The 20,259-nt window shown below is 68.4% G+C and carries 7 protein-coding genes; 5 read left to right on the top strand and 2 right to left on the bottom strand.

The genetic code is table 11. The features are described from left to right. The coding region (locus ACFWJB_RS11055; protein ID WP_386921694.1) for an amino acid adenylation domain-containing protein at nt 1-8,093 on the bottom strand (8,093 nt) is incomplete at its 3' end. A gap of 639 nt (nt 8,094-8,732) precedes the next feature. On the opposite strand from ACFWJB_RS11055, the gene ACFWJB_RS11050 reads away from it, so the two are divergent. The 5 genes from ACFWJB_RS11050 to ACFWJB_RS11030 all read left to right on the top strand — a co-directional run bounded on the left by ACFWJB_RS11050 (nt 8,733) and on the right by ACFWJB_RS11030 (nt 19,793). Beyond that, on the top strand, nt 8,733-16,577 hold the full coding sequence (locus tag ACFWJB_RS11050; RefSeq protein WP_386921692.1) for an amino acid adenylation domain-containing protein: 7,845 nt from the start codon (nt 8,733-8,735) through the stop codon (nt 16,575-16,577). Nucleotides 16,578-16,639: 62 nt separating this feature from the next. Next, nucleotides 16,640-16,894: an acyl carrier protein gene (locus ACFWJB_RS11045; protein WP_385465990.1), complete on the top strand. Its 255-nt coding sequence runs from the start codon at nt 16,640-16,642 to the stop codon at nt 16,892-16,894. Further along, on the top strand, nt 16,891-18,081 hold the full coding sequence (locus tag ACFWJB_RS11040; RefSeq protein ID WP_385465987.1) for an acyl-CoA dehydrogenase family protein: 1,191 nt from the start codon (nt 16,891-16,893) through the stop codon (nt 18,079-18,081). Before ACFWJB_RS11045 ends, ACFWJB_RS11040 begins: the two co-directional genes overlap by 4 nt. Further along, entirely contained in the window at nt 18,071-19,108 is a 1,038-nt protein-coding gene (locus ACFWJB_RS11035) for an HAD-IIIC family phosphatase (RefSeq protein ID WP_385465984.1), read from the top strand. The genes ACFWJB_RS11040 and ACFWJB_RS11035 overlap by 11 nt, the downstream gene beginning before the upstream one ends. A 97-nt stretch (nt 19,109-19,205) precedes the next feature. Continuing rightward, on the top strand, nt 19,206-19,793 hold the full coding sequence (locus ACFWJB_RS11030; RefSeq protein WP_385465981.1) for an acireductone dioxygenase: 588 nt from the start codon (nt 19,206-19,208) through the stop codon (nt 19,791-19,793). Between the two features lie 41 nt (nt 19,794-19,834). On the opposite strand, the gene ACFWJB_RS11025 is transcribed toward ACFWJB_RS11030, so the two are convergent. Next, nucleotides 19,835-20,257, bottom strand: a complete 423-nt coding sequence (locus ACFWJB_RS11025) for a YjbQ family protein (RefSeq protein ID WP_385465978.1) — start codon at nt 20,255-20,257, stop codon at nt 19,835-19,837. Nucleotides 20,258-20,259: the final 2 nt, after the last annotated feature.

Genomic DNA, 20,259 nt, shown 5'->3' with positions numbered 1-20,259 from the left:
GCGGTGGTGGTGTGGGTGAGGACGAGGGTGGGGTGGGCGTCCTGGACCATGAAGCGGATGCGCTCCACGGGATAGCCGGTGTCGATGGGAAGGTAGGCCGCTCCCGCCTTGAGGACCGCCAGGAGGGCGGTGATCATCTCGGGTGAGCGGGGAAGGGCAAGGGCGACGATGTGCTCGGGGCCGGCGCCCCGCTCGACCAGGAGCCGCGCCAGACGGTTGGCGCGGGTGTTGAGCTCGTCGTAGGTGATGTGGACGCCGTCAAAGATCAGCGCGACGGCGTCCGGAGTGGCCTCGACCTGAGCCTGGAACAGCTCCACAAGCGTGCCCGAAGGAAGGGCAGTGGCGGTGTCGTTCCACTCCTCCAGCAGGCGGTGCCGCTCCTCCTCGGACAGCACGTCGACCGCGGCGACGCGCTGAGTGGGATCGTCCGTGACGGCGCGCAGCACCCGCAGCAACCGCTCCACCAGAGCCGTCATCGTGGCCTGCTCGAACAGGTCGGTACGGTAGGCGAGGGAGCCGACGACCCCGTCCGGGGAGCCGTCCCCGCCCTGCCGCTCGGCCAGGTGCACCGTCAGGTCCATCCGCGCAGCCCCGACGCGCGCCTTCAGTGGGGTCGTACTCGCCCCGGCGAAGGCCGGCTCGCCAGACGGGTTGTTGTTGAGGGCGAGCATGACCTGGAAGAGCGGGTGGTGGGCCAGGGACCGTGTCGGGTTGACCGCTTCGACCAGACCCTCGAAGGGCACGTCCTGGTGGGCGTAGGCGTTGAGGTCCGTCTCGCGGACGCGGTCCAGGAGTTCGGCGAAGGTGGGGTCGCCGGACAGGTCGGTGCGCAGGACGAGGGTGTTGACGAAGAAGCCGACCAGGTCGTCCAGTTCCTCCTCGCCACGACCGGCGACCGGCGTGCCGATGGGAATGTCCGTGCCCGCGCCGAGACGGTGCAGGAGCACGCCCACAGCGGCCTGCAGCACCATGAACACCGTCGTCTGCCGCGACCGCGCCAGACCGCTCAGGGCCTGGTGCAGCTCGGCATCGATCCGCACCGGCACCGAACCACCGTCGTACCCGGCCTGTTCCGGATACGGACGGTCCGTCGGCAGCTCCAGACGCTCCGGGATTCCGGCCAAGGCATCACGCCAGTATCCGACCTGCTCGGAAAGGAGGCTCTTGGGGTCGTTCTCGTCGCCGAGGAGTTCGTGTTGCCACAGGGTGTAGTCGGCGTACTGCACGGGCAGCGGCGTCCAGGCCGGAGCACGACCCGCGCGCCGAGCCGCGTATGCCGTGCTCAGATCGCGGGCCAAGGGGCCCATCGACCATCCGTCTCCGGCGATGTGGTGGATCACCAGGACCAGTACGTGCTCGTCGGCGGCATCGTCAACGGTGAACAGGGATACGCGGATCGGCAGTTCGGTCGCGAGGTCGAAGGGGTGGCGCACGGCGCGGTCCACCGCAGCGGCCAGATCCGTCTCGGTGACCGACTCGACGTCCATCACCGGCCGCACCTGGGCGACCGGGCGGATGTCCTGGTACGGCTGGCCGTCGTTGTCCGGGAAGACGGTGCGCAACGCCTCATGGCGTGCCACGACATCCTGGAGGGCGGCTCGCAGAGCATCGACGTCCAGGGCACCGGAGATGCGGAGCGCCGCGGCGCCGTTGTACGTCGCGCTGGGTCCTTCGAGCCGGTGCAGGAACCACAGGCGGCGCTGCGCGAACGACAACGGCATCCGCTGCGGACGCGCCACGGGCACGATCGGTGGGCGCGCCTCGGTGCTGCCGCCGAGTTGCCGGGCCAGGCCCGCCACCGTCGGGGACTCGAAGAAAGTCTTGATGCCGAGCTGCGCGCCCATGGCGCTGCGGATGCGGCCGATGGCGCGGGCGGCCAGCAGAGAATGCCCACCGAGATGGAAGAAGTCGTCGTCGACACCGACGCGCTCGGGGTCGACACCGAGGACCTCGGCGAACAGGTTGGTGAGGATCTCCTCGCGCGGACTGCGCGGCGGCTTGTCCGGACGCCCTCGGGTGTCGGCGACGTAGTCGGGGTCGGGCAGCGCCTTGCGGTCGAGCTTCTCGTTGACGGTCAGCGGCAGAGCGTCGAGGACGACGACCACGGCCGGCACCATGTACTCCGGCAGCCGCGCCGCGAGGTGGTCCCGCAGCTCGGCGGGGTCGACGCTTCCACCGGTTTCCGGGACGACGTAGCCGACCAGGCGCCGGTCCCCCTCCCGTTCCTCGCGCACCACCACGGCCGCCCGAGCCACCTGGGGATGCCGAGTCAACTCGACTTCGACTTCCCCAAGTTCGATGCGGAAGCCGCGCAGCTTCACCTGATCGTCGGCGCGGCCGAGGAAGACGAGGGTGCCGTCGCTGTTCCAGCGTGCCAGGTCGCCGGTGCGGTACATCCGTGATCCGGCGGGGCCGTAGGGGTCGGCGACGAACCGCTCCGCGGTGAGGCCGGGTCGCCGCAGATAGCCCCGGGCCAGGCACACGCCCGCCACGTACAGCTCACCCGGCACACCGGGCGGTACCGGACGCAGGCCGGCGTCCAGGACGTACACCCGGGTGTTGGCCATCGGGCGTCCGATCGGGATCGGCCCGTCCGGCACCTCGTCGCCCGGCTCGATCCTGTACTCGGTGCAGTTCACCGAGGCCTCGGTCGGACCGTACACGTTCATGACGGTCACGTCCGGGTGCTTGTCGCGCCACTTGCGCAGCGTCTCGCCGTACAGCGCCTCGCCGCCGATCAGCAGCTCCTGGCGCGGGGAAAGCTCCTCCGGGAGGCCTTCGAGCATCGCCAGATGGCTGGGCGTGGTTTTGAGGAAGTCGCAGCCGAGTGCACGTATCTCCGCGGTCTCCCCGAGGCCGTCCCGCAGCTCCGCGAGCACGACGCGGCCACCCGAGACGAGCGGCGTGAAGAGCGCGGTGATCGAGAGGTCGAAGGAGAGGGACGTGTGCAGCAGTGCCACGCCCTGGGCCGCCGGGTAACGCCGGCTCGTGTCGCGCAGATAGTCGACAACGGCCACGTGGGGGACGGTGACGCCCTTGGGTGTGCCGGTGGAGCCGGATGTGTAGATGACGTAGGCGGGGTGGGCGGGGTCGGGTGTGGTGTGCGGGTTGGTGGGGTCCAGTGTGGCTGTGCGGGCCTGGAGGGCGGGGTCGTCGAGGTAGACGGTCGGGGTGCCCTGACCCCAGATGTCGGCGGTGGTGATGTGGGTGAGGACGAGGGTGGGGTGGGCGTCCCGGACCATGAAGCGGATGCGCTCCACGGGATAGCCGGTGTCGATGGGAAGGTAGGCCGCTCCCGCCTTGAGGACCGCCAGGAGGGCGGTGATCATCTCGGGTGAGCGGGGAAGGGCAAGGGCGACGATGTGCTCGGGGCCGACGCCCCGCTCGACCAGGAGCCGCGCCAGACGGTTGGCGCGGGTGTTGAGTTCGTCGTAGGTGATGTGGATGCCGTCGCAGATCAGGGCGACGGCGTCCGGAGTGGCCTCGGCCTGAGCCTGGAACAGCTCCACAAGCGTGCCGGAACCAGCGGACACAGCGGTATCGTTCCACGTACGGAGGATCTCCTCCTGCTCCGCGGCCGACAGCAGGTCCACCGCCCCCACGCACTGCTCGGGGTCCTCGAGGAGGCTCGCGAGGACCTGGCGGAACCACCGGCCTATGGCCTCGATGCGTTCCCAGGAGAAGCGGGCCCCGTCGAACTGCAGGGCCCCGTCGATCCCTTGCGGCTTACCGTCCGGACCGAACCGCTCCCGCAGGGTCAGGGTCAGGTCCCGGCGCACCGCCTGCGTGTTCCAGGAGGATGCCGTGAGGTCCAGCCCGGGGATGTCGAGTTGCTGCGCCTCGTGGTTCTGCAGCGTCAGCATCACCTGATGCAGCGGCTGGTGGTCCGTGGAACGGGTGGGATTGAGTGCCTCCACCAGGCTTTCGAAGGGTACGTCCTGGTGGGCGTAGGCGTTGAGGTCCGTCTCGCGGACGCGGTCGAGGAGTTCGGCGAAGGTGGGGTCGCCGGACAGGTCGGTGCGCAGCACCAGCGTGTTGACGAAGTTGCCGATGAGGGTGTCCAGCTCCTGCTGGGCCCGACCGGCCGTCGGTGTGCCGATGGGGATGTCGGTCCCGGCGCCGAGGCGGTGCAGGAGCACGCTCAGAGCGGCCTGCAGCACCATGAACACGGTGCTGCGGTGGCCCTTCGCGACCCGGACGAGTTCCGCGTGCAGATCCTCGGTGAAGGACAGCTCCGCCACTTCCCCCCGCCGATCGCCCGATGGCTGCTCGGCGAGGTCGGTCGGCAGGTTGATGCGCTCAGGCAACCCGGCCAGAGCCTGCTTCCAGTAGGCAAGCTGGGTGGACAGCAGGCTGTCGGGGTCGGTCTCGTCGCCGAGGAGTTCGTGTTGCCACAGGGCGTAGTCGGCGTACTGCACGGGCAACGGCGTCCAGGCCGGAACTCGGCCCGTGCGCCGAGCCGCGTATGCCGTGCTCAGATCGCGGGCCAAGGGGCCCATCGACCATCCGTCACCGGCGATGTGGTGGATCACCAGGACCAGTACGTGCTCGTCGGCGGCATCGTCAACGGTGAACAGGGATACGCGGATCGGCAGTTCAGTCGCGAGGTCGAAGGGATGACGCACGGCGCGGTCCACCGCACCGGCCAGTTCCGCCTCGGTGACCGTTTCGGCACTCACCTCGGGCTGCGCCTCGGCAGCCGGGCGGATGTCCTGGTACGGCTGGCCGTCCGTCTCCGGAAAGACGGTGCGCAGGGCTTCGTGGCGTGCGACCACGTCAGTCAGCGCTGCAAGTAACGCCTTCGTGTCCAGGGCGCCGGACAGGCGCAGGACGACGGGAACGTTGTAGGTGGCGCTGGGTCCTTCGAGCCGGTGCAGGAACCACAGGCGGCGCTGCGCGAACGACAACGGCATCCGCCGCGGACGCGTCCGGGGCGTGAGCGCGGGACGCTCGACCGGGTTCGTGGACGTTTCGACCGCGCGTGCCAGGGCCGCGACGGTCGGTGCCGCGAACAGGTCGCGGATGACGAGATCCGCCCCGATCACGGCCCGGATACGGCCGATCAGACGCATCGCGAGAAGGGAATGCCCGCCCAGGTCGAAGAAACTGTCGTCCACACCGATCCGGTCGACGCCCAGAACCTCGGTGAACAGCCCGGCCAGGATCTCCTCACGCGCATCACGCGGCGCCCGCGACGGTCCCGCCGCACCGCTGTACTCGGGTGCCGGCAGAGCCTTGCGGTCCAGCTTCCCGTTCGGCATCAACGGCAGCGTCTCCAGGAGCACCACGGCTGCGGGCACCATGTACTCCGGCAACCGCGCGCCAACGGCCTTCCTCACCTGCGCCACGTCCACAGGCCCGTCGGCCACGACATAGCCGACCAGACGCCGGTCACCGGGCCGGTCCTCACGGATCACGGCAACAGCACCCGCGACACCCGGACACGCCGCCAACGCAGCCTCAACCTCACCCAGTTCGATGCGGAAGCCGCGCAGCTTCACCTGATCGTCCGCGCGCCCCAGGAACTGCAGCGTGCCGTCGTTGTTCCAGGAGGCGAGGTCCCCGGTGCGGTACATCCGCGACCCGGCGGGCCCGTAGGGGTCGGCGACGAACCGCTCCGCGGTCAGCCCCGGCCGGTTCAGATAACCACGCGCGACACCCGCCCCCGCCACATACAACTCACCCGGCACCCCGGGCGGAACCGGAGACAACGACTTGTCCAGGACATAGGTGCGCACATTCGCGATCGGCCGGCCGATCGGCGGCACCACCACACCCGACAACGCATCACTCAACGTCGCACAGACCGTCGTCTCCGTCGGCCCATACGCGTTGACCATCCGCCGGCCAACCGACCAACGCCCGACCGTATCCGGGTCACAGGCCTCACCACCCACCACAACCGTCACCGACTCCGGGACCCGTGCCACATCCAGCACACCCAGCGCCGAAGGCGGCACCATGCAATACGTCACACCCGCCTCGGACAGCACACGCGCAAGAGCGGCACCCGGAACCAGCTCCTGCACACCCGCCACCACCAGCGCCGCCCCCGACAGCAACGCCAGACTCCAGTCCCACGTGGCCGCATCGAAACTCGGAGAGGCGAACTGCAACACACGACTACCCGGACCCACACCAAGACGAGGCCCCGAAGCCTGCACCAGACTCACCAGACCGGCATGCGTCACCACCACACCCTTGGGCACACCCGTCGACCCCGAGGTATAGATGACATAGGCAGGATGCGCCGGCTCAGGCCCGTCCGCAGCCAGAACCGTTGGATCTACGCCAGCCAACTCGGCCTGAACAGCCGGGTCGTCGAGCCGCACCACAGGTGTGCCGTGCTCCCACAGATGCGTCGTCGACGCGTCCGTCACCACCAGCGCCGGGCGCGCGTCCCGGACCATGAAACGGATCCGGTCCACCGGATAACCAGTATCGACGGGCAGATACGCCGCCCCCGCCTTCCACACCGCGAGAACCGCCACCACCAGCTCCGGCGACCGCGGCAACGCAAGCGCCACCAACTGCTCCGGCCCCACACCCCGGTCCACCAACAACCGCGCCAGCCGGTTCGCCCGCGCATCCAACTCACCGTAAGAAAACACGGTGCTGCCGTCCCCCGACACCACCGCCACCGCATCCGGCGCCTCCGCAACCCTGCCCGCAAACACGGCCGGCGCCGTACCCGCCCGCACCTCCCCCACCGGACCGGCACCCCACACACCGATCACCCGCTCCCGCTCACCAGCCGAGAGCAACTCCACCGACCCGACCCGCTCCCCCGCATCCCCAGCCACCGCCGTCAGGATCCGCACAAGGGATTCGGCAACGACAGTGACCGCTTCGCGATCGATGCGGTCAGCTCGGAAGTCCAACCGCAGTCTGAGTGCGTCACCCGGAACCACGGCGAGGCTCAACGGATAGTGAGTGGCGTCGCGACCTTGCGTAGCCGTGACCTTGAGGTGGGCTGACCGGCGATCGGCGGAGGTGTCGCGGTCAGCGGGGAAGTTCTCCACAGCCATGACCGTGTCGAACGCGCCATCGAGTCCGGCGGCCCGCTGGATCTCCGTCAGGGACAGGTGCTGGTGCGGCAGCAACGCACCCTGTTCGGACTGGACACGCACAGCCAGATCGGCCCACGTGTCCTCCGCCCCCAACCGCACCCGGACCGGCACCGTGTTGATGAACAGGCCGATCATGCTCTCGACACCCGGAATCTCGGGCGACCGCCCCGACACCACGGCACCGAAGACCACATCGTCCTGACCGGTCATCCGGCCGAGGAGCACACCCCACGCGCACTGCACCAACGTGCTCAAAGTGACGCCCAGGCGACGGGCCTGGGCTTGCAGCGTGGCCGTGGTCTCCTGCGGAAGATGCGTGACGAAGCGTTCCGGGAAGGCCGCTGTTGCCTCGTCGGATGCCGCGGCGGCGGCCGGCGTGGTCAACAGGGTGGGTTCCGCACCGGTCAGCGCGGCGGTCCAGGCTTCGCGGGCACCGTCGCGGTCCTGCTCGGAGAGCCAGACCAGGTATTCCCGGTAGGGCATGACAGGAGGGAGGTCGCTGTCATCGCCCTTTGCTTCGTACAGGGCGAGCAGTTCACGCACCATCAGCGACGACGACCAGCCGTCGACCAGCACGTGATGCTGGGTGATGACCACTCGACTACGGTCGGCCGCGGCTTCGCCGTCGAGGTGTCTGATGAGCGCCATGCGCAGCAGAGGGGGACGGTCAAGGTCGAAGCGACGGGCCCGCTCGGCATCGGCGAACGACCGCAGCTCGGTTTCGGTCTCCACGGGCGACAGATGGGTGAGGTCGACCTCGACCCACGGCAACTCGACCTCGCGCGCGATGACTTGCACCGGTTCCTCGAGGTCGTCGACCCAGAACGCGGCTCGCAGGTTCGCGTGCCGGTCGAGTAGGGCCTGACCGGCCGCGCGCAGGGCCACGGCGTCCAGGGCGCCCTCGAAGTTCAGGATCAACTGCACGACATAGGCATCCGGTCCCTCACGGTCGGCAAGGGCGTGGTAAACGAGCCCTTCCTGAAGCGGCGACAGCGGCCAGATGTCCTCAAGCTCATGCGACAAGGTCGATCCACTCTCCGTATCGGGCGCTATAACGTGTCGAGGAACCCCATTGCAGTGCACGCGACCACTTCACCCGAGCTGGGCCGCAGCCGTCCGCCTACCGACTTCCGTGCCGACTGGAGGCGGCGGGAAGACTGAGCGGCGGTGTGTCGTACACACCGGTCATCATTATCTTGAGCAGTCGCGTACGAGGAAGAAAAGGCGCCTGCCATCGGTATGGCCCAGGAATTTCGGGAAGGATGTCGGTTCGACTGCCGGCCGACCCGAGTTTTCAGAGCGCAACTCGCCGGCCCTTACATGTCTGCGGTGCCTCTACGTGGAATCCCTCCACGCCCCCTGTGCATTCAAAGCGATACCCCCGTAACGCAGCCATGAGTTACGGGGAGACTACAACCGTCGACTGCACCCTGTACATGTGACGCCCGTCACAACGTCTTGCGACTCAGGCCGGAGTTGGATTTTGCTACTACACAGGGACACAGACACGCAGAGCGGGACGGTGCCACTCAGACCTGCCGTAGAGGGCGCACGCCGGATCTGCGGTGCATTCGAAAACGCCAGAGCCGGCTCGACGCTCTGTGTGATTACATAGACGCCCGGCGAGCGCCGGGGGGACGCGCGTCGCTGCGGAGGACTTGGATGTCTGGTCCGATAAATGAGCAATGGCCCTTAACAGCTGCCCAGTCAGGGGTATGGTTTGCCACCTCTTTCGGGCCCGGCTCCTCGGTCTACAATGTCGGCGAGCGCGTCGAGATCCACGGACCCGTTGATCTGGGAATTCTCGAGAAGGCGTACCAGGCGGTCCTCGCAGAAGCCGAAACGCTGCGGCTCGTCATTGCAGAGGGGCCGGACGGTCCGATTCAAATTCCTGACCGCACCGTTCAAGTCGCCGTGCGACGGTTGGACTTCACCGGACAGGAAGATCCGAGCGCGGCAGCCGAAGCATGGATGGCGTCGGACGTGGAGACCGCGTTCGATCTCGCGCAGGGACCTCTGTACGCGCCCGCGCTGCTCACGGTCGGCCCGGACCTCCATATTCTGTACAGCCGTTACCACCACGTCATCATGGATGCCTGGAGTTCCGCGCTGATCACTCGGCGCACGGCCCAACTCTACTCGGACATGGTGGCGGGTCGTCCGGACAGCGGCACCCCGTTCTGTTCGTTCCGTAATCTGCTGGAACGCGAGCAGTCCTATCGGGCTTCGGAAGAGTGCGAAGCCGACCGCCAATACTGGCTCAAACGTCTGCAGGATGCACCTGACCCGGTAAGGCTTTCCAACCGACCATACCGCCGACCCCAGAGGATTCTCCGTAGGCGGACCACGCTCAGTACAGACCTGTCGGATCAGCTGCGTCTCGCCGCTGCTGGACTCGGCGTAAGCCTGTCGGTATTGGCGGTCACGGCGACCGCCGCATACGTCAGCGCTGTCACCGGAGAAAGCGCCATATCCGTCGGACTTCCCCTGGCCGGCCGCCTGGACGAGGTCGAACGCAACACACCGGGAATGACGGTCAATGTCGTCCCACTACGCATCACGGTGAGCCCTGAACTATCCGTGAGAAAACTGGCCAGACACGTCTGGACCCAGACGACCCGAGCGTCACGTCACGGCCGATACCGCATGGAGGATCTGCGTCACGAACTCCTCCGAATGTCGGGCGACATCCTTCCTTACGGGCCCGTGGTCAATGCCATGACATTCGACTACGCCATCCGCTTCGGCGATCAGCCGGTGGAAGCCAGCAGCCTCTCGCAGCGTTACACCGAAGACTTCTCCTTCACCTTCTTCGAAGGCTCCCATGAAGGTCGAATCGAGGTGTACTTCGACGCGAACGACCGTATGTACAGTGGGACGGAGATGGACGCCCACGTAGCGCGATTCCTGCTCTACCTGGAACGCATGACGGGAGCTCTCCCTGACCAGCCGATCGGCTCGGTCAGCTTGCTCAGCGCTGGTGAGCGTGAGCGTGTGGTGGGGGTGTGGGGTAACGGTCCGGCGGTCCCCGTGCCTGCGGCGACGGCGTCGGCCTTGTTCGAGGCACAGGCTGCTCAGGCTCCGGCGGCTGCGGCGCTGATGGCGCCGGATGGCGGCACGATCTGTTCGTACGGCGAGTTGAACGCGCGGGCGAACCGGCTTGCGCGATTGCTGGTCGAACGGGGCGTGGGACCGGAGCAGTTGGTGGCGCTCGCGCTGCCGCGGTCGCCGGAGCTGGTAGTCGGCATGTTGGCCGTACTCAAAGCGGGCGCGGCGTACCTGCCGGTGGACGTGGAGTATCCGGTGGAGCGAGTTCGCTTCATGCTGGAGGACTCCCGTCCTAGCGTGGTGCTGGTGGACTCCGCCTCCACACTGCCGGAGCTTGCCCATGGGTGCGACGTAGTCTGCGTGAGCGATCCGATGGTTGAAGATCGCCTGGCAAGCTTGTCGGCGGCTGATCTGGCGAACGCGGACCGGCTGGGTGTGTCAGCGCCGGAGCATCCGGCGTACGTCATCTACACCTCGGGCTCGACCGGCACCCCCAAGGGTGTGGTGACACACCATACGGGCCTGGTGAATCTCGCTCTCGGGCAGAGCGAGCAGTGGGGGATCGATGCGGGTAGCCGTGTGCTGCAGTTCGCGTCACCCAGCTTCGACGCCGCCGCGTCGGAGATCTTCACGGCCCTGCTGACGGGCGGTGCGCTGGTTCTGGCAGGCCGGGAAGAACTGACTCCCGGGGACGCATTGACGAGTGTGCTGTCCGGCGCGGGCGTGACGCACTGCACTCTCCCGCCATCCGCACTGAGGCTCCTGGACCCGGCGAGCGTCCCGGCAGCGATGACGCTGATCGTGGCCGGCGAGGCCTGTGACCCGGATACGGTCGGGCGTTGGTCGGTTGGCCGGCGGATGGTCAACGCGTACGGGCCGACCGAGACGACGGTCTGTGCGACGTTGAGTGATGCGTTGTCGGGTGTGGTGGTGCCGCCGATCGGCCGGCCGATCGCGAATGTGCGCACCTATGTCCTGGACAAGTCGTTGTCTCCGGTTCCGGCGGGGGTGCCGGGTGAGTTGTATGTGGCGGGGGCGGGTGTCGCGCGTGGTTATCTGAACCGGCCGGGGCTGACTGCGGAGCGGTTCGTCGCCGATCCCTACGGGCCCGCCGGGTCGCGGATGTACCGCACCGGGGACCTCGCCTCCTGGAACAACGACGGCACGCTGCAGTTCCTGGGCCGCGCGGACGACCAGGTGAAGCTGCGCGGCTTCCGCATTGAACTGGGTGAGGTTGAGGCCGCGTTGGCGGCGTGCCCGGGTGTCGCGGGTGCTGTTGCCGTGATCCGTGAGGACCGGCCCGGTGACCGGCGTCTGGTCGGCTATGTCGTGGCCGACGGGCCTGTCGACGTGGCGCAGGTGAGGAAGGCCGTTGGCGCGCGGCTGCCGGAGTACATGGTGCCCGCGGTCGTGGTCGCCCTCGATGAGCTGCCGTTGATGCCGAACGGGAAGCTGGACCGCAAGGCTCTGCCGGCACCCGAGTACAGCGGTGCGGCGGGACCGTCGCGGGCTCCGCGTGATGCGCGTGAGGAGATCCTGGCCGGGCTGTTCACCGAGGTTCTGGGCGTCGACCGGATCGGTGTGGACGACAGTTTCTTCGACCTGGGCGGGCATTCCCTTCTCGCGATGCGTCTGATCGGCCGTATCCGGGCCGTGATCGGGGCGGATCTCGTCATCCGCGACCTGTTCGCGGCCCCGACCGTCGCGGCCCTGGCACGCACGGTCGAAACGTCCACGAACCCGGTCGAGCGTCCCGCGCTCACGCCCCGGACGCGTCCGCAGCGGATGCCGTTGTCGTTCGCGCAGCGCCGCCTGTGGTTCCTGCACCGGCTCGAAGGACCCAGCGCCACCTACAACGTACCCGTCGTCCTGCGCCTGTCCGGCGCCCTGGACGTCGATGCTCTGCGAGCCGCCCTCCAGGATGTCGTGGCACGCCATGAGGCGTTGCGCACCGTCTTCCCGGACAGCGACGGCCAGCCGTACCAGGACATCCGCCCGGTCGCCGAAGCCCGGCCGGTGATGGACGTCGAGTCGGTCACCGAGACGGAACTGGCCGCTGCGGTGGACCGCGCCGTGCGTCATCCCTTCGACCTCGCGACCGACCTTCCGCTTCGCGCAACCCTGTTCACCGTTGACGACGCCGCCGACGAGCACGTACTGGTCCTGGTGATCCACCACATCGCCGGTGACGGCTGGTCGATGGGCCCCCTGGCCCGCGATCTGAGCACGGCATACGCGGCTCGGCGCACGGGCCGTGCTCCGGCCTGGACGCCGCTGCCCGTGCAGTACGCCGACTACACCCTGTGGCAACACGAACTCCTCGGCGACGAACACGACCCCGACAGCCTGCTCTCCACCCAACTCAACCACTGGAAGCAGACTCTGGCCGGGTTGCCTGAGCGCATCGAGCTGCCGACCGACCGCCCGTATCCGGAACAGGCCGGATACGAGGGAGCGTTGGCGCCGGTGTGGGTGGACGCCGAGGTACACCGGGCGTTGATCCGTCTTGCGCGGTCGCGGCAGACGACGGTGTTCATGGTGCTGCAGGCCGCTGTGGGCGTGCTACTGCACCGCCTCGGCGCGGGCACGGACATCCCCGTCGGCACGCCGGTCGCCGGCCGTGGCGAGGAGGAACTGGACGACCTGGTCGGCTTCTTCGTCAACACGCTGGTGCTGCGCACCGACCTGTCCGGCGACCCCACCTTCGCCGAACTCCTGGACCGCGTCCGCGAAACGAATCTGAGCGCGTACTCCCATCAGGACGTGCCCTTCGAGGGTCTGGTCGAAGCGGTCAACCCGACACGGTCCCTGGCCCACCACCCCCTCTTCCAGGTCATGCTCGCCCTCAACAACAACCCGCCTGGCGAGCCGGCCTTCGACGGCGTCACGGCCACTCCCCAGACCGTCCGCTCCCAGTCCGCCCGGATGGACCTGTCCGTCAGTCTCGCCGAACATCACGACGACGACGACGGCGCCGGGATCAGTGGCGTGATCTCCTACCGCACCGACCTGTTCGACCACGGCACGGTCACAGCCATGGCCGAGCGGCTCATCCGCGTGCTCAAGAGCGTCGCCACGGACGTGGAGCGGCGCGTGGGCTCGATCGAGCTGCTGTCCGACGACGAGCGGCACCGCCTGCTGGAGGAGTGGAACGCCGCTGCCGCTCCCCTCCCTACGGGCACACTTCCGGAGCTGTTCCAGGACCAGGCCGAGACCAATCCGGACGCCGTCGCCCTGATCTGCGACGGCATCCACATCACCTACGACCAGCTCAACACCCGCGCCAACCGTCTGGCGCGGCTCCTGATCGAGCGGGGCGCCGGCCCCGAACACATCGTCGCCCTCGCCCTCCCCCGCTCGCCGGAACTGATCACCGCCCTGCTCGCGGTACTCAAGACGGGCGCCGCCTACCTGCCCATCGACACGGCCTACCCGGTCGACCGCATCCACTTCATGCTGGAGGACGCCCGGCCCACCCTGGTTCTCACCCATGCCGCCACCAGCGGCCTCTGGACCGAGAACACTCCCACCGTCCTCCTCGACGACCCCGCTGTCCAGACCCGGTTGGCCACCCGCGTGGGCACCGACCCGACCGACACGGACCGCGTAGCGCCACTGGATTCCGCCCAGCCCGCGTACGTCATCTACACCTCGGGCTCGACCGGCACCCCCAAGGGTGTGGTGACGCACCACACGGGCGTGGTGAATCTTTCTCTCGGACAGAGCGCGCGGTGGGGAATCGGTGCGGGTAGCCGTGTGCTGCAGTTCGCGTCGCCCAGCTTCGACGCCGCCGCGTGGGAGATACTCACAACCCTGCTGACCGGCGGCGCGCTGGTCCTGGCAGGCCGGGAAGAACTGACTCCCGGGGACGCATTGACGAGTGTGCTGTCCGGCGCGAGCGTCACGCACTGCAATCTCCCGCCATCCGCGCTGAGCGTCCTGGACCCGGCGAGTGTTCCGGCAGCGATGACGCTGATCGTGGCAGGCGAGGCCTGCGACCCTGACACGGTCGGACGCTGGTCCGAGGGCCGGCGGATGGTCAACGCCTACGGTCCTACGGAGACCACGGTCTGCGCAACCGTGAGTGATGCCTTGTCGGGTGCGGTGGTGCCGCCCATCGGCCGGCCGATCGCAAACGTGCGCACCTACGTCCTGGACGAGGGCCTGTCTCCCGTGCCGCCCGGGGTGCCCGGTGAGTTGTACGTGGCCGGGACCGGTGTCGCGCGCGGCTATCTGAACCGGCCCGGACTGACCGCGGAGCGGTTCGTCGCCGACCCCTACGGCCCCGCCGGGTCCCGCATGTACCGCACCGGCGACCTCGCCTCCTGGAACAACGACGGAACCCTGCGCTACCTCGGCCGCACCGACGACCAAGTGAAACTGCGCGGCTTCCGCATCGAACTCGGTGAAGTTGGCGCCGCGTTGAGAGCATGTCCCGGTGTCGCCGGCGCTGTCGCCGTCATCCGTGAGGACCGGCCCGGCGACCGGCGCCTGGTCGGCTATGTCGTGGCCGGTGAGGGCGTCGACGTTGCGCAGGTGAGGAAGGCCGTTGGCGCACGGCTGCCGGAGTACATGGTGCCCGCAGCCGTGATCGCCCTCGACGAGCTGCCCCTGATGCCGAACGGGAAGCTGGATCGCAAGGCACTGCCCGCACCCGACTATGCGCCGGCCACCCGCACACGCGCCCCGAGCACCCCGAAGGAGAAGACCTTCACGGCCCTCTTCGCCGACGTCCTCGGCCTCGACCCCGACCGAGTCGGCGTCGACGACGGCTTCTTCGCCCTGGGCGGCGACAGCATCAGCTCGATCGTCCTCGTCAGCCGCGCCCGCGAACACGGCCTCGACCTCACCCCCCGCGACATCTTCCAGCATCACACGGCCGGACAACTCGCCGCGAGAACAGAGATCCTGGCGGAGCCGGACAGTGCGTCGAAGGTGGACGACGGAACCGGCTCGGTGCCACTGACGCCCATCATGCGGTGGCTCGTCGAGCCCGATCACTCGTACGAGGCGTTCTTCCAATCGCGGCTGGTCCAGGTCCCCGCGGATGTCGGACGCGACCGACTGGCGCACGCCCTGCAGTCCCTCATCGACCGTCACGACGTCCTGAGGGCCCGCCTGGTGCGGGACGAAGGCCAGGGCGACTGGGCCCTGCACATTCCTCCGCCGCGAAGCCCACATGCGCTGACGGCCGACGCGGCTCTGACCCGAGTGGACTGTGCCGGCGGGACCGCGGCCGAGCGCGAGCAGCTGCTGGCCGAACACGCCACGCAGGCACAGAGCCGTCTGGCACCGCGCGACGGGGTCATGCTGCAGGCCGTCTGGTTCGATCACGGCCCCCAGGAACCGGGCCGACTGCTGCTGACGATCCACCACCTCGTCGTGGACGGCGTGTCGTGGCGCATACTCCTGCCCGACCTCGCCGCCGCAGGCGCATCGGTACTCGCCGGCCGCACGCCGGAGCCGGCGACGGTTCCCACCTCCTTCAAGCGCTGGGCGGAGCAGCTCCAGGCACGCGCGACTGAGCCACAGAGCACCGCCTCCCTGCGGCACTGGACCGACATCCTGTCTGTCCCCGAGCCTCCTGTCGGTAGCCGGAGGGTGGGCTCAGGCGACGACACGGCGGCGCGGCTCGACACGCTGCGCGTGACAGTTCCGGTGGGATTGTCGGAAGCGCTGCTCACACGGGTGCCCACCACGCTGCACGCCGGCGTCGAAGACGTGCTCCTGACGGCGTTCTCACTCGCGCTGGCCCAGTGGCGGACCGGGCGCGGTGTGCCGAGTGCCTCCGGTGCGACGTCCGTCCTGGTCGATGTCGAGGGGCATGGGCGGGAGGAACTGTTCGCGGGCGCCGACACCTCACGGACGGTGGGCTGGTTCACCGCGGTCGCCCCGGTACGGCTCGATCCGGGCAGGGTGTCCTGGGGCGAGGTCCAACGCGGCGGGCCGGCCGCCGGGCGGGCTCTGCAGCGGGTCAAGGAGCAGCTTCGTGCCGCGTCGGAGCTGCGGATCAACTACGGCCTCTTGCGCTATCTCAACCCTGAGACGGCGCCGGTACTCTCCGCGCTTCCCGAAGCACAGGTGGCGTTCAACTACTTCGGGCGGGTCGGCCTGCGTCGTCCCCACCATCAGGGTGACTGGCAACAGGTGAGCGGCCATGCGGCCACCGGTGGACTCGACCCCCGGATGCGTCTCACGCACGCGCTCATGGTGAACGCGGCAGCAATGGAGGGCCCGTCCGGCCTGGAACTGTCCGCGACGTGGTCATGGCCGCGCGATGTCCTGGCGCTCGCGGATGTGGAGCAGCTCAGCAAGGGCTGGGTCACGTATCTCCAGGCGTTGACCGCGCACGCCGACGGACCCGACTCGGTCGGCCGGACGCCCTCGGACCTCTCCCTCGTCAGCCTCAGCCAGAGCCAGATCGACCGACTTGAGAAGAAGTGGCGTGGAAGACGGTGACGCCCTCACGGGTCACGGCCGCCGCCCTGTTTTGATCATGCGAGTAGGAGTGTGATGTCGCAGTGACTGCCGTCTATGAGGACGAAGCCGTCCGATCCCGTGTTCTCGATTTCCTGTCGCGGTACGTGGACGACCCGGCGGAACTGGAAGGCATACAACTGATCACCGGTGGGGTGCTCACCTCGCTGGCGACCGTCTCGCTCGTCAGTCACCTCGAGAAGGAGTTCGGCATCGGCATCGATGACGACGACCTGGAGATCGAGAACTTCGACACCCTGGACAGCATCGTGCGGTTCGTGCGGGGGAAGCAGACATGAGGCAGCCGCCGCTGACCGCGGACGAGCTGGGACGACTGCTGCTGCCGCTGGCCGACGAGATAGAGGCGGCCAAGACGGTGCCTCCGGCCGTCATCGCGACGATCGTCCGGTCCGGTGCGATGGCCGCGATGGTGCCCGCGGAGTACGGGGGGCGGCCACTCAGCCACCAGGCGTACGGGGAGCTGAACCGGGCGGTGGCCCGTACCTCGGCGTCGTTGCAGAGCCTCTTGACCGTGCACGGAATGGTGTGCGCGAGCCTGAGTCGCTGGGCGTCGCAGGCCACTCGGCAGCGGGTGCTGCCACGCCTTGCCTCCGGGGAACTCGTCGGGGCATTCGGCCTCACCGAGGACGGTGCGGGCAGCGACGCCCGGTCCATCGAGACGACGGCGACACCGGAAGCAGGACCGGACGGCGCCGGTGCGGCGGCCTCCGTGTGGCGCCTGGACGGCACGAAGCGCTGGCTGTCCTTCGGTCAACTCGCCGATTGCTTCCTGGTCTTCGCCATGCACGGCGACCGAAGCGTGGGCTTCCTCGTCCAGCGGGACGACCCAGGCGTCACGGTGGTCCCCAGCCGGCCCACCAGTGGCTTCCGCAGCGCCATGCTGGCCGATCTGCACCTGGAAGGCTGCCGCGTCCCGGCCGACCGCATGGTGGGCCGCCCCGGCTTCGGTGTGTCACAAGTGGCGGGTGACGCACTGTCGCTGGGAAGGCTCTGCGTCGCATACGGTTCCCTCGGGCTCGCCGAGGCATGCTGCGACGCGATCCTCGGCCACACCAGCAGCCGCAAGCAGTTCGGCGGACGGCTGATCGATCTGCAGCTTGTCCGCGGTCTGGTCGGCGACGCCGTCCTCGGCACCGAGGCGGCGCGGCTCCTGTGCGAGCGTGCGGCGCGGTCCATGGACGCGCAGGACGACTGGCTGATCCAGCACGTACTGGCCGCCAAACTGGCAGCCTCCCGCGCGGCGGAGACGGCGGCGGGCGCTGCGGCCCAACTGCACGGCGCGGCGGGCTTGGTGGACGGGGGCCCGGTGGACCGCTGGGTGCGGGACGCACGGGTGATGCAGATCATCGAGGGCAACACACAGCTGCTGCAGGATCTTCTGGCCGAGCAGAGCCTTCAGCGTTTCCGGGTACGCAGCCGCCACCCGCAATTTCCGTTCGAAGCAGGAGCTGACTGTGCCGAGTGAGCTGGTCAAGTGTGTCGTCTGGGACCTGGACGACACCGTGTGGGACGGCATACTGTCCGAAGGGTCCGGAGTGAGGTTGCGCCCCGGCGTCCGTGAGCTGATCGACACGCTCGACCAGCGCGGCATCCTGCAGTCGATCGTCAGCAAGAACGACGAAAAGGCCGCGCTCACCGAACTCGAACGACTGGGCATTCGCCATTACTTCCTCGTCCCGCACGTCTCGTGGCAGCCGAAGTCGGGACTGATCCACAGCATCGCGCAGAGGCTCAACATCGGCCTCGAATCAGTGATGTTCATAGACGACTCCGCCTTCGAGCGGGCCGAGGTCGAGTTCGCGCACCCGCAGGTGCGGTGCGTGGATCCGGCCGCGACCGCGGACCTGCTCGACCGCCCGGAGCTGTCCAGGCCGGTGACCGAGGACGGGCGCGCCCGCCGAACGATGTATCTGCAGGCGGAGGAGCGCAACGAGTACGAGAAGTCCTATGCCGGCCCGCAGGTCGAGTTCCTCCGGTCGCTGCGGATGAGCCTCACGGTCGCGGTGGCCACCCCCGAGGACCTGGAACGCGCTGCCGAACTCACCGAGCGCACACACCAGCTCAACACCACCGGCCTGACGTTCTCGAAAGCGGAGCTGCGTGAACTGATGGGGCAGTCGGACCACACACTCCTGGTCGCCCGGCTCACGGACCGCTTCGGCACTTACGGCACCATCGGCCTCGCCCTGGTCGGCAAGACGGCGGAAGAATGGCGGATCCGCCTTTTCCTGATGTCCTGCCGTGTGATGGGCCGCAACGTCGGAGGCGCGATCCTACGGTATCTGGCCCAGTCGGCCGAGGCCGAACAGGTACGCCTGACAGCAGACTTCAAACCGACCGATGTCAACAAGTCGATGTACACCGTCTACCGCTTGGCGGGGTTCAAGAAGACTGCCGTCGAGGGCCCTGTGCAGGTGCTGGAAATGGCACCCGGCCTACAGCACACCTATCCCGACTACCTCGACCTGTCACTGCCCGACACCACCGACTGAGAGCTACGGGCTCGGAGCGTCCTTGGTGTGAATCGCCGTGCTGTCGAACCGGTACGGCACCGGCTCGATCTCGAGACATTCCGTTGAGGAGAGTGCCATGACCCTGCTGACCACGTGGTCGGATTCCGACCCCGGCACCGTCGTACGCCGTACCATCGATCCCGGTGAGATCGCCGCCGCCCTGGCGCCTGCCGGGGTCCGCTACGAGCAGTGGGCATTGCGTGCCGGCCTGCCCGACAACTGCGAGCCCGCGGCCGTGCTGCATGCCTATCGGGAACAGGTGGGCGCCCTGGTCGCCGCCGAGGGGTTCGCCAGCGTTGACGTCGTGGGGCTGCGCCCGCGGAAGGATCTGGGGTGGCGGCTGACCGCCAAGGCCGAGCGGAAGAAGTTCCTCAGTGAGCACACGCACGATGACGACGACGAGGTGCGGTTCTTCGTGGCGGGGGCCGGGGCCTTCTATCTGCACGTCGATCGTGAAGTGCATGCCGTGCTGTGCGAGGCCGGGGATCTGCTGAGGGTGCCGCGTGGGACGAAGCACTGGTTCGACATGGGGGCTTCGCCGTCATTCACCGTCATTCGCTTCTTTCACGAAGAGGACGGGTGGATCGGCAACTTCACCGGTAGCGACATCGCTTCGAAATTCCCTGATTTCGACGCCCTCGTAGCGGCGCGCACGGCCGTCTGATCCCGGAGGATCAGCGCCACGGCCCCCGATGACGCTCCGGGTCAGCCCAGGAAGCTCAGCCGCACCTGACGGTTGGGATTGTCCTTGTTCGTGTCCACCAGGCAGACCGACTGCCAGGTGCCGAGTTCCAGGCGGCCGTCGATCACCGGCAGGGTGGCGTGCGGGGGGACGAAGGCGGGCAGGACGTGGTCGCGGCCGTGGCCGGGGCTGCCGTGGCGGTGCTGCCAGCGGTCGTCGGCCGGAAGCAGGGAGTGCAGGGCGGCGAGCAGGTCGTCGTCGCTGCCCGCGCCCGTCTCGATGACCGCGATCCCGGCGGTGGCGTGGGGGACGAAGACGTTGAGCAGGCCGTCCCGGCCGGCCGCCACCTCGCGGAGGAAGGACTCGCAGTCACCGGTGATGTCGGCGACCCGCTCCGTGGAGCCGGTGGCGAGGTTGATGACTCGGGTGGTGAAGGCATTCGACATGC

Origin of the sequence: Streptomyces sp. NPDC127100 (assembly GCF_042724095.1) — a bacterium.
GTDB lineage: Bacteria > Actinomycetota > Actinomycetes > Streptomycetales > Streptomycetaceae > Streptomyces.
This window is presented reverse-complemented; position numbering and strand designations above follow the sequence as displayed.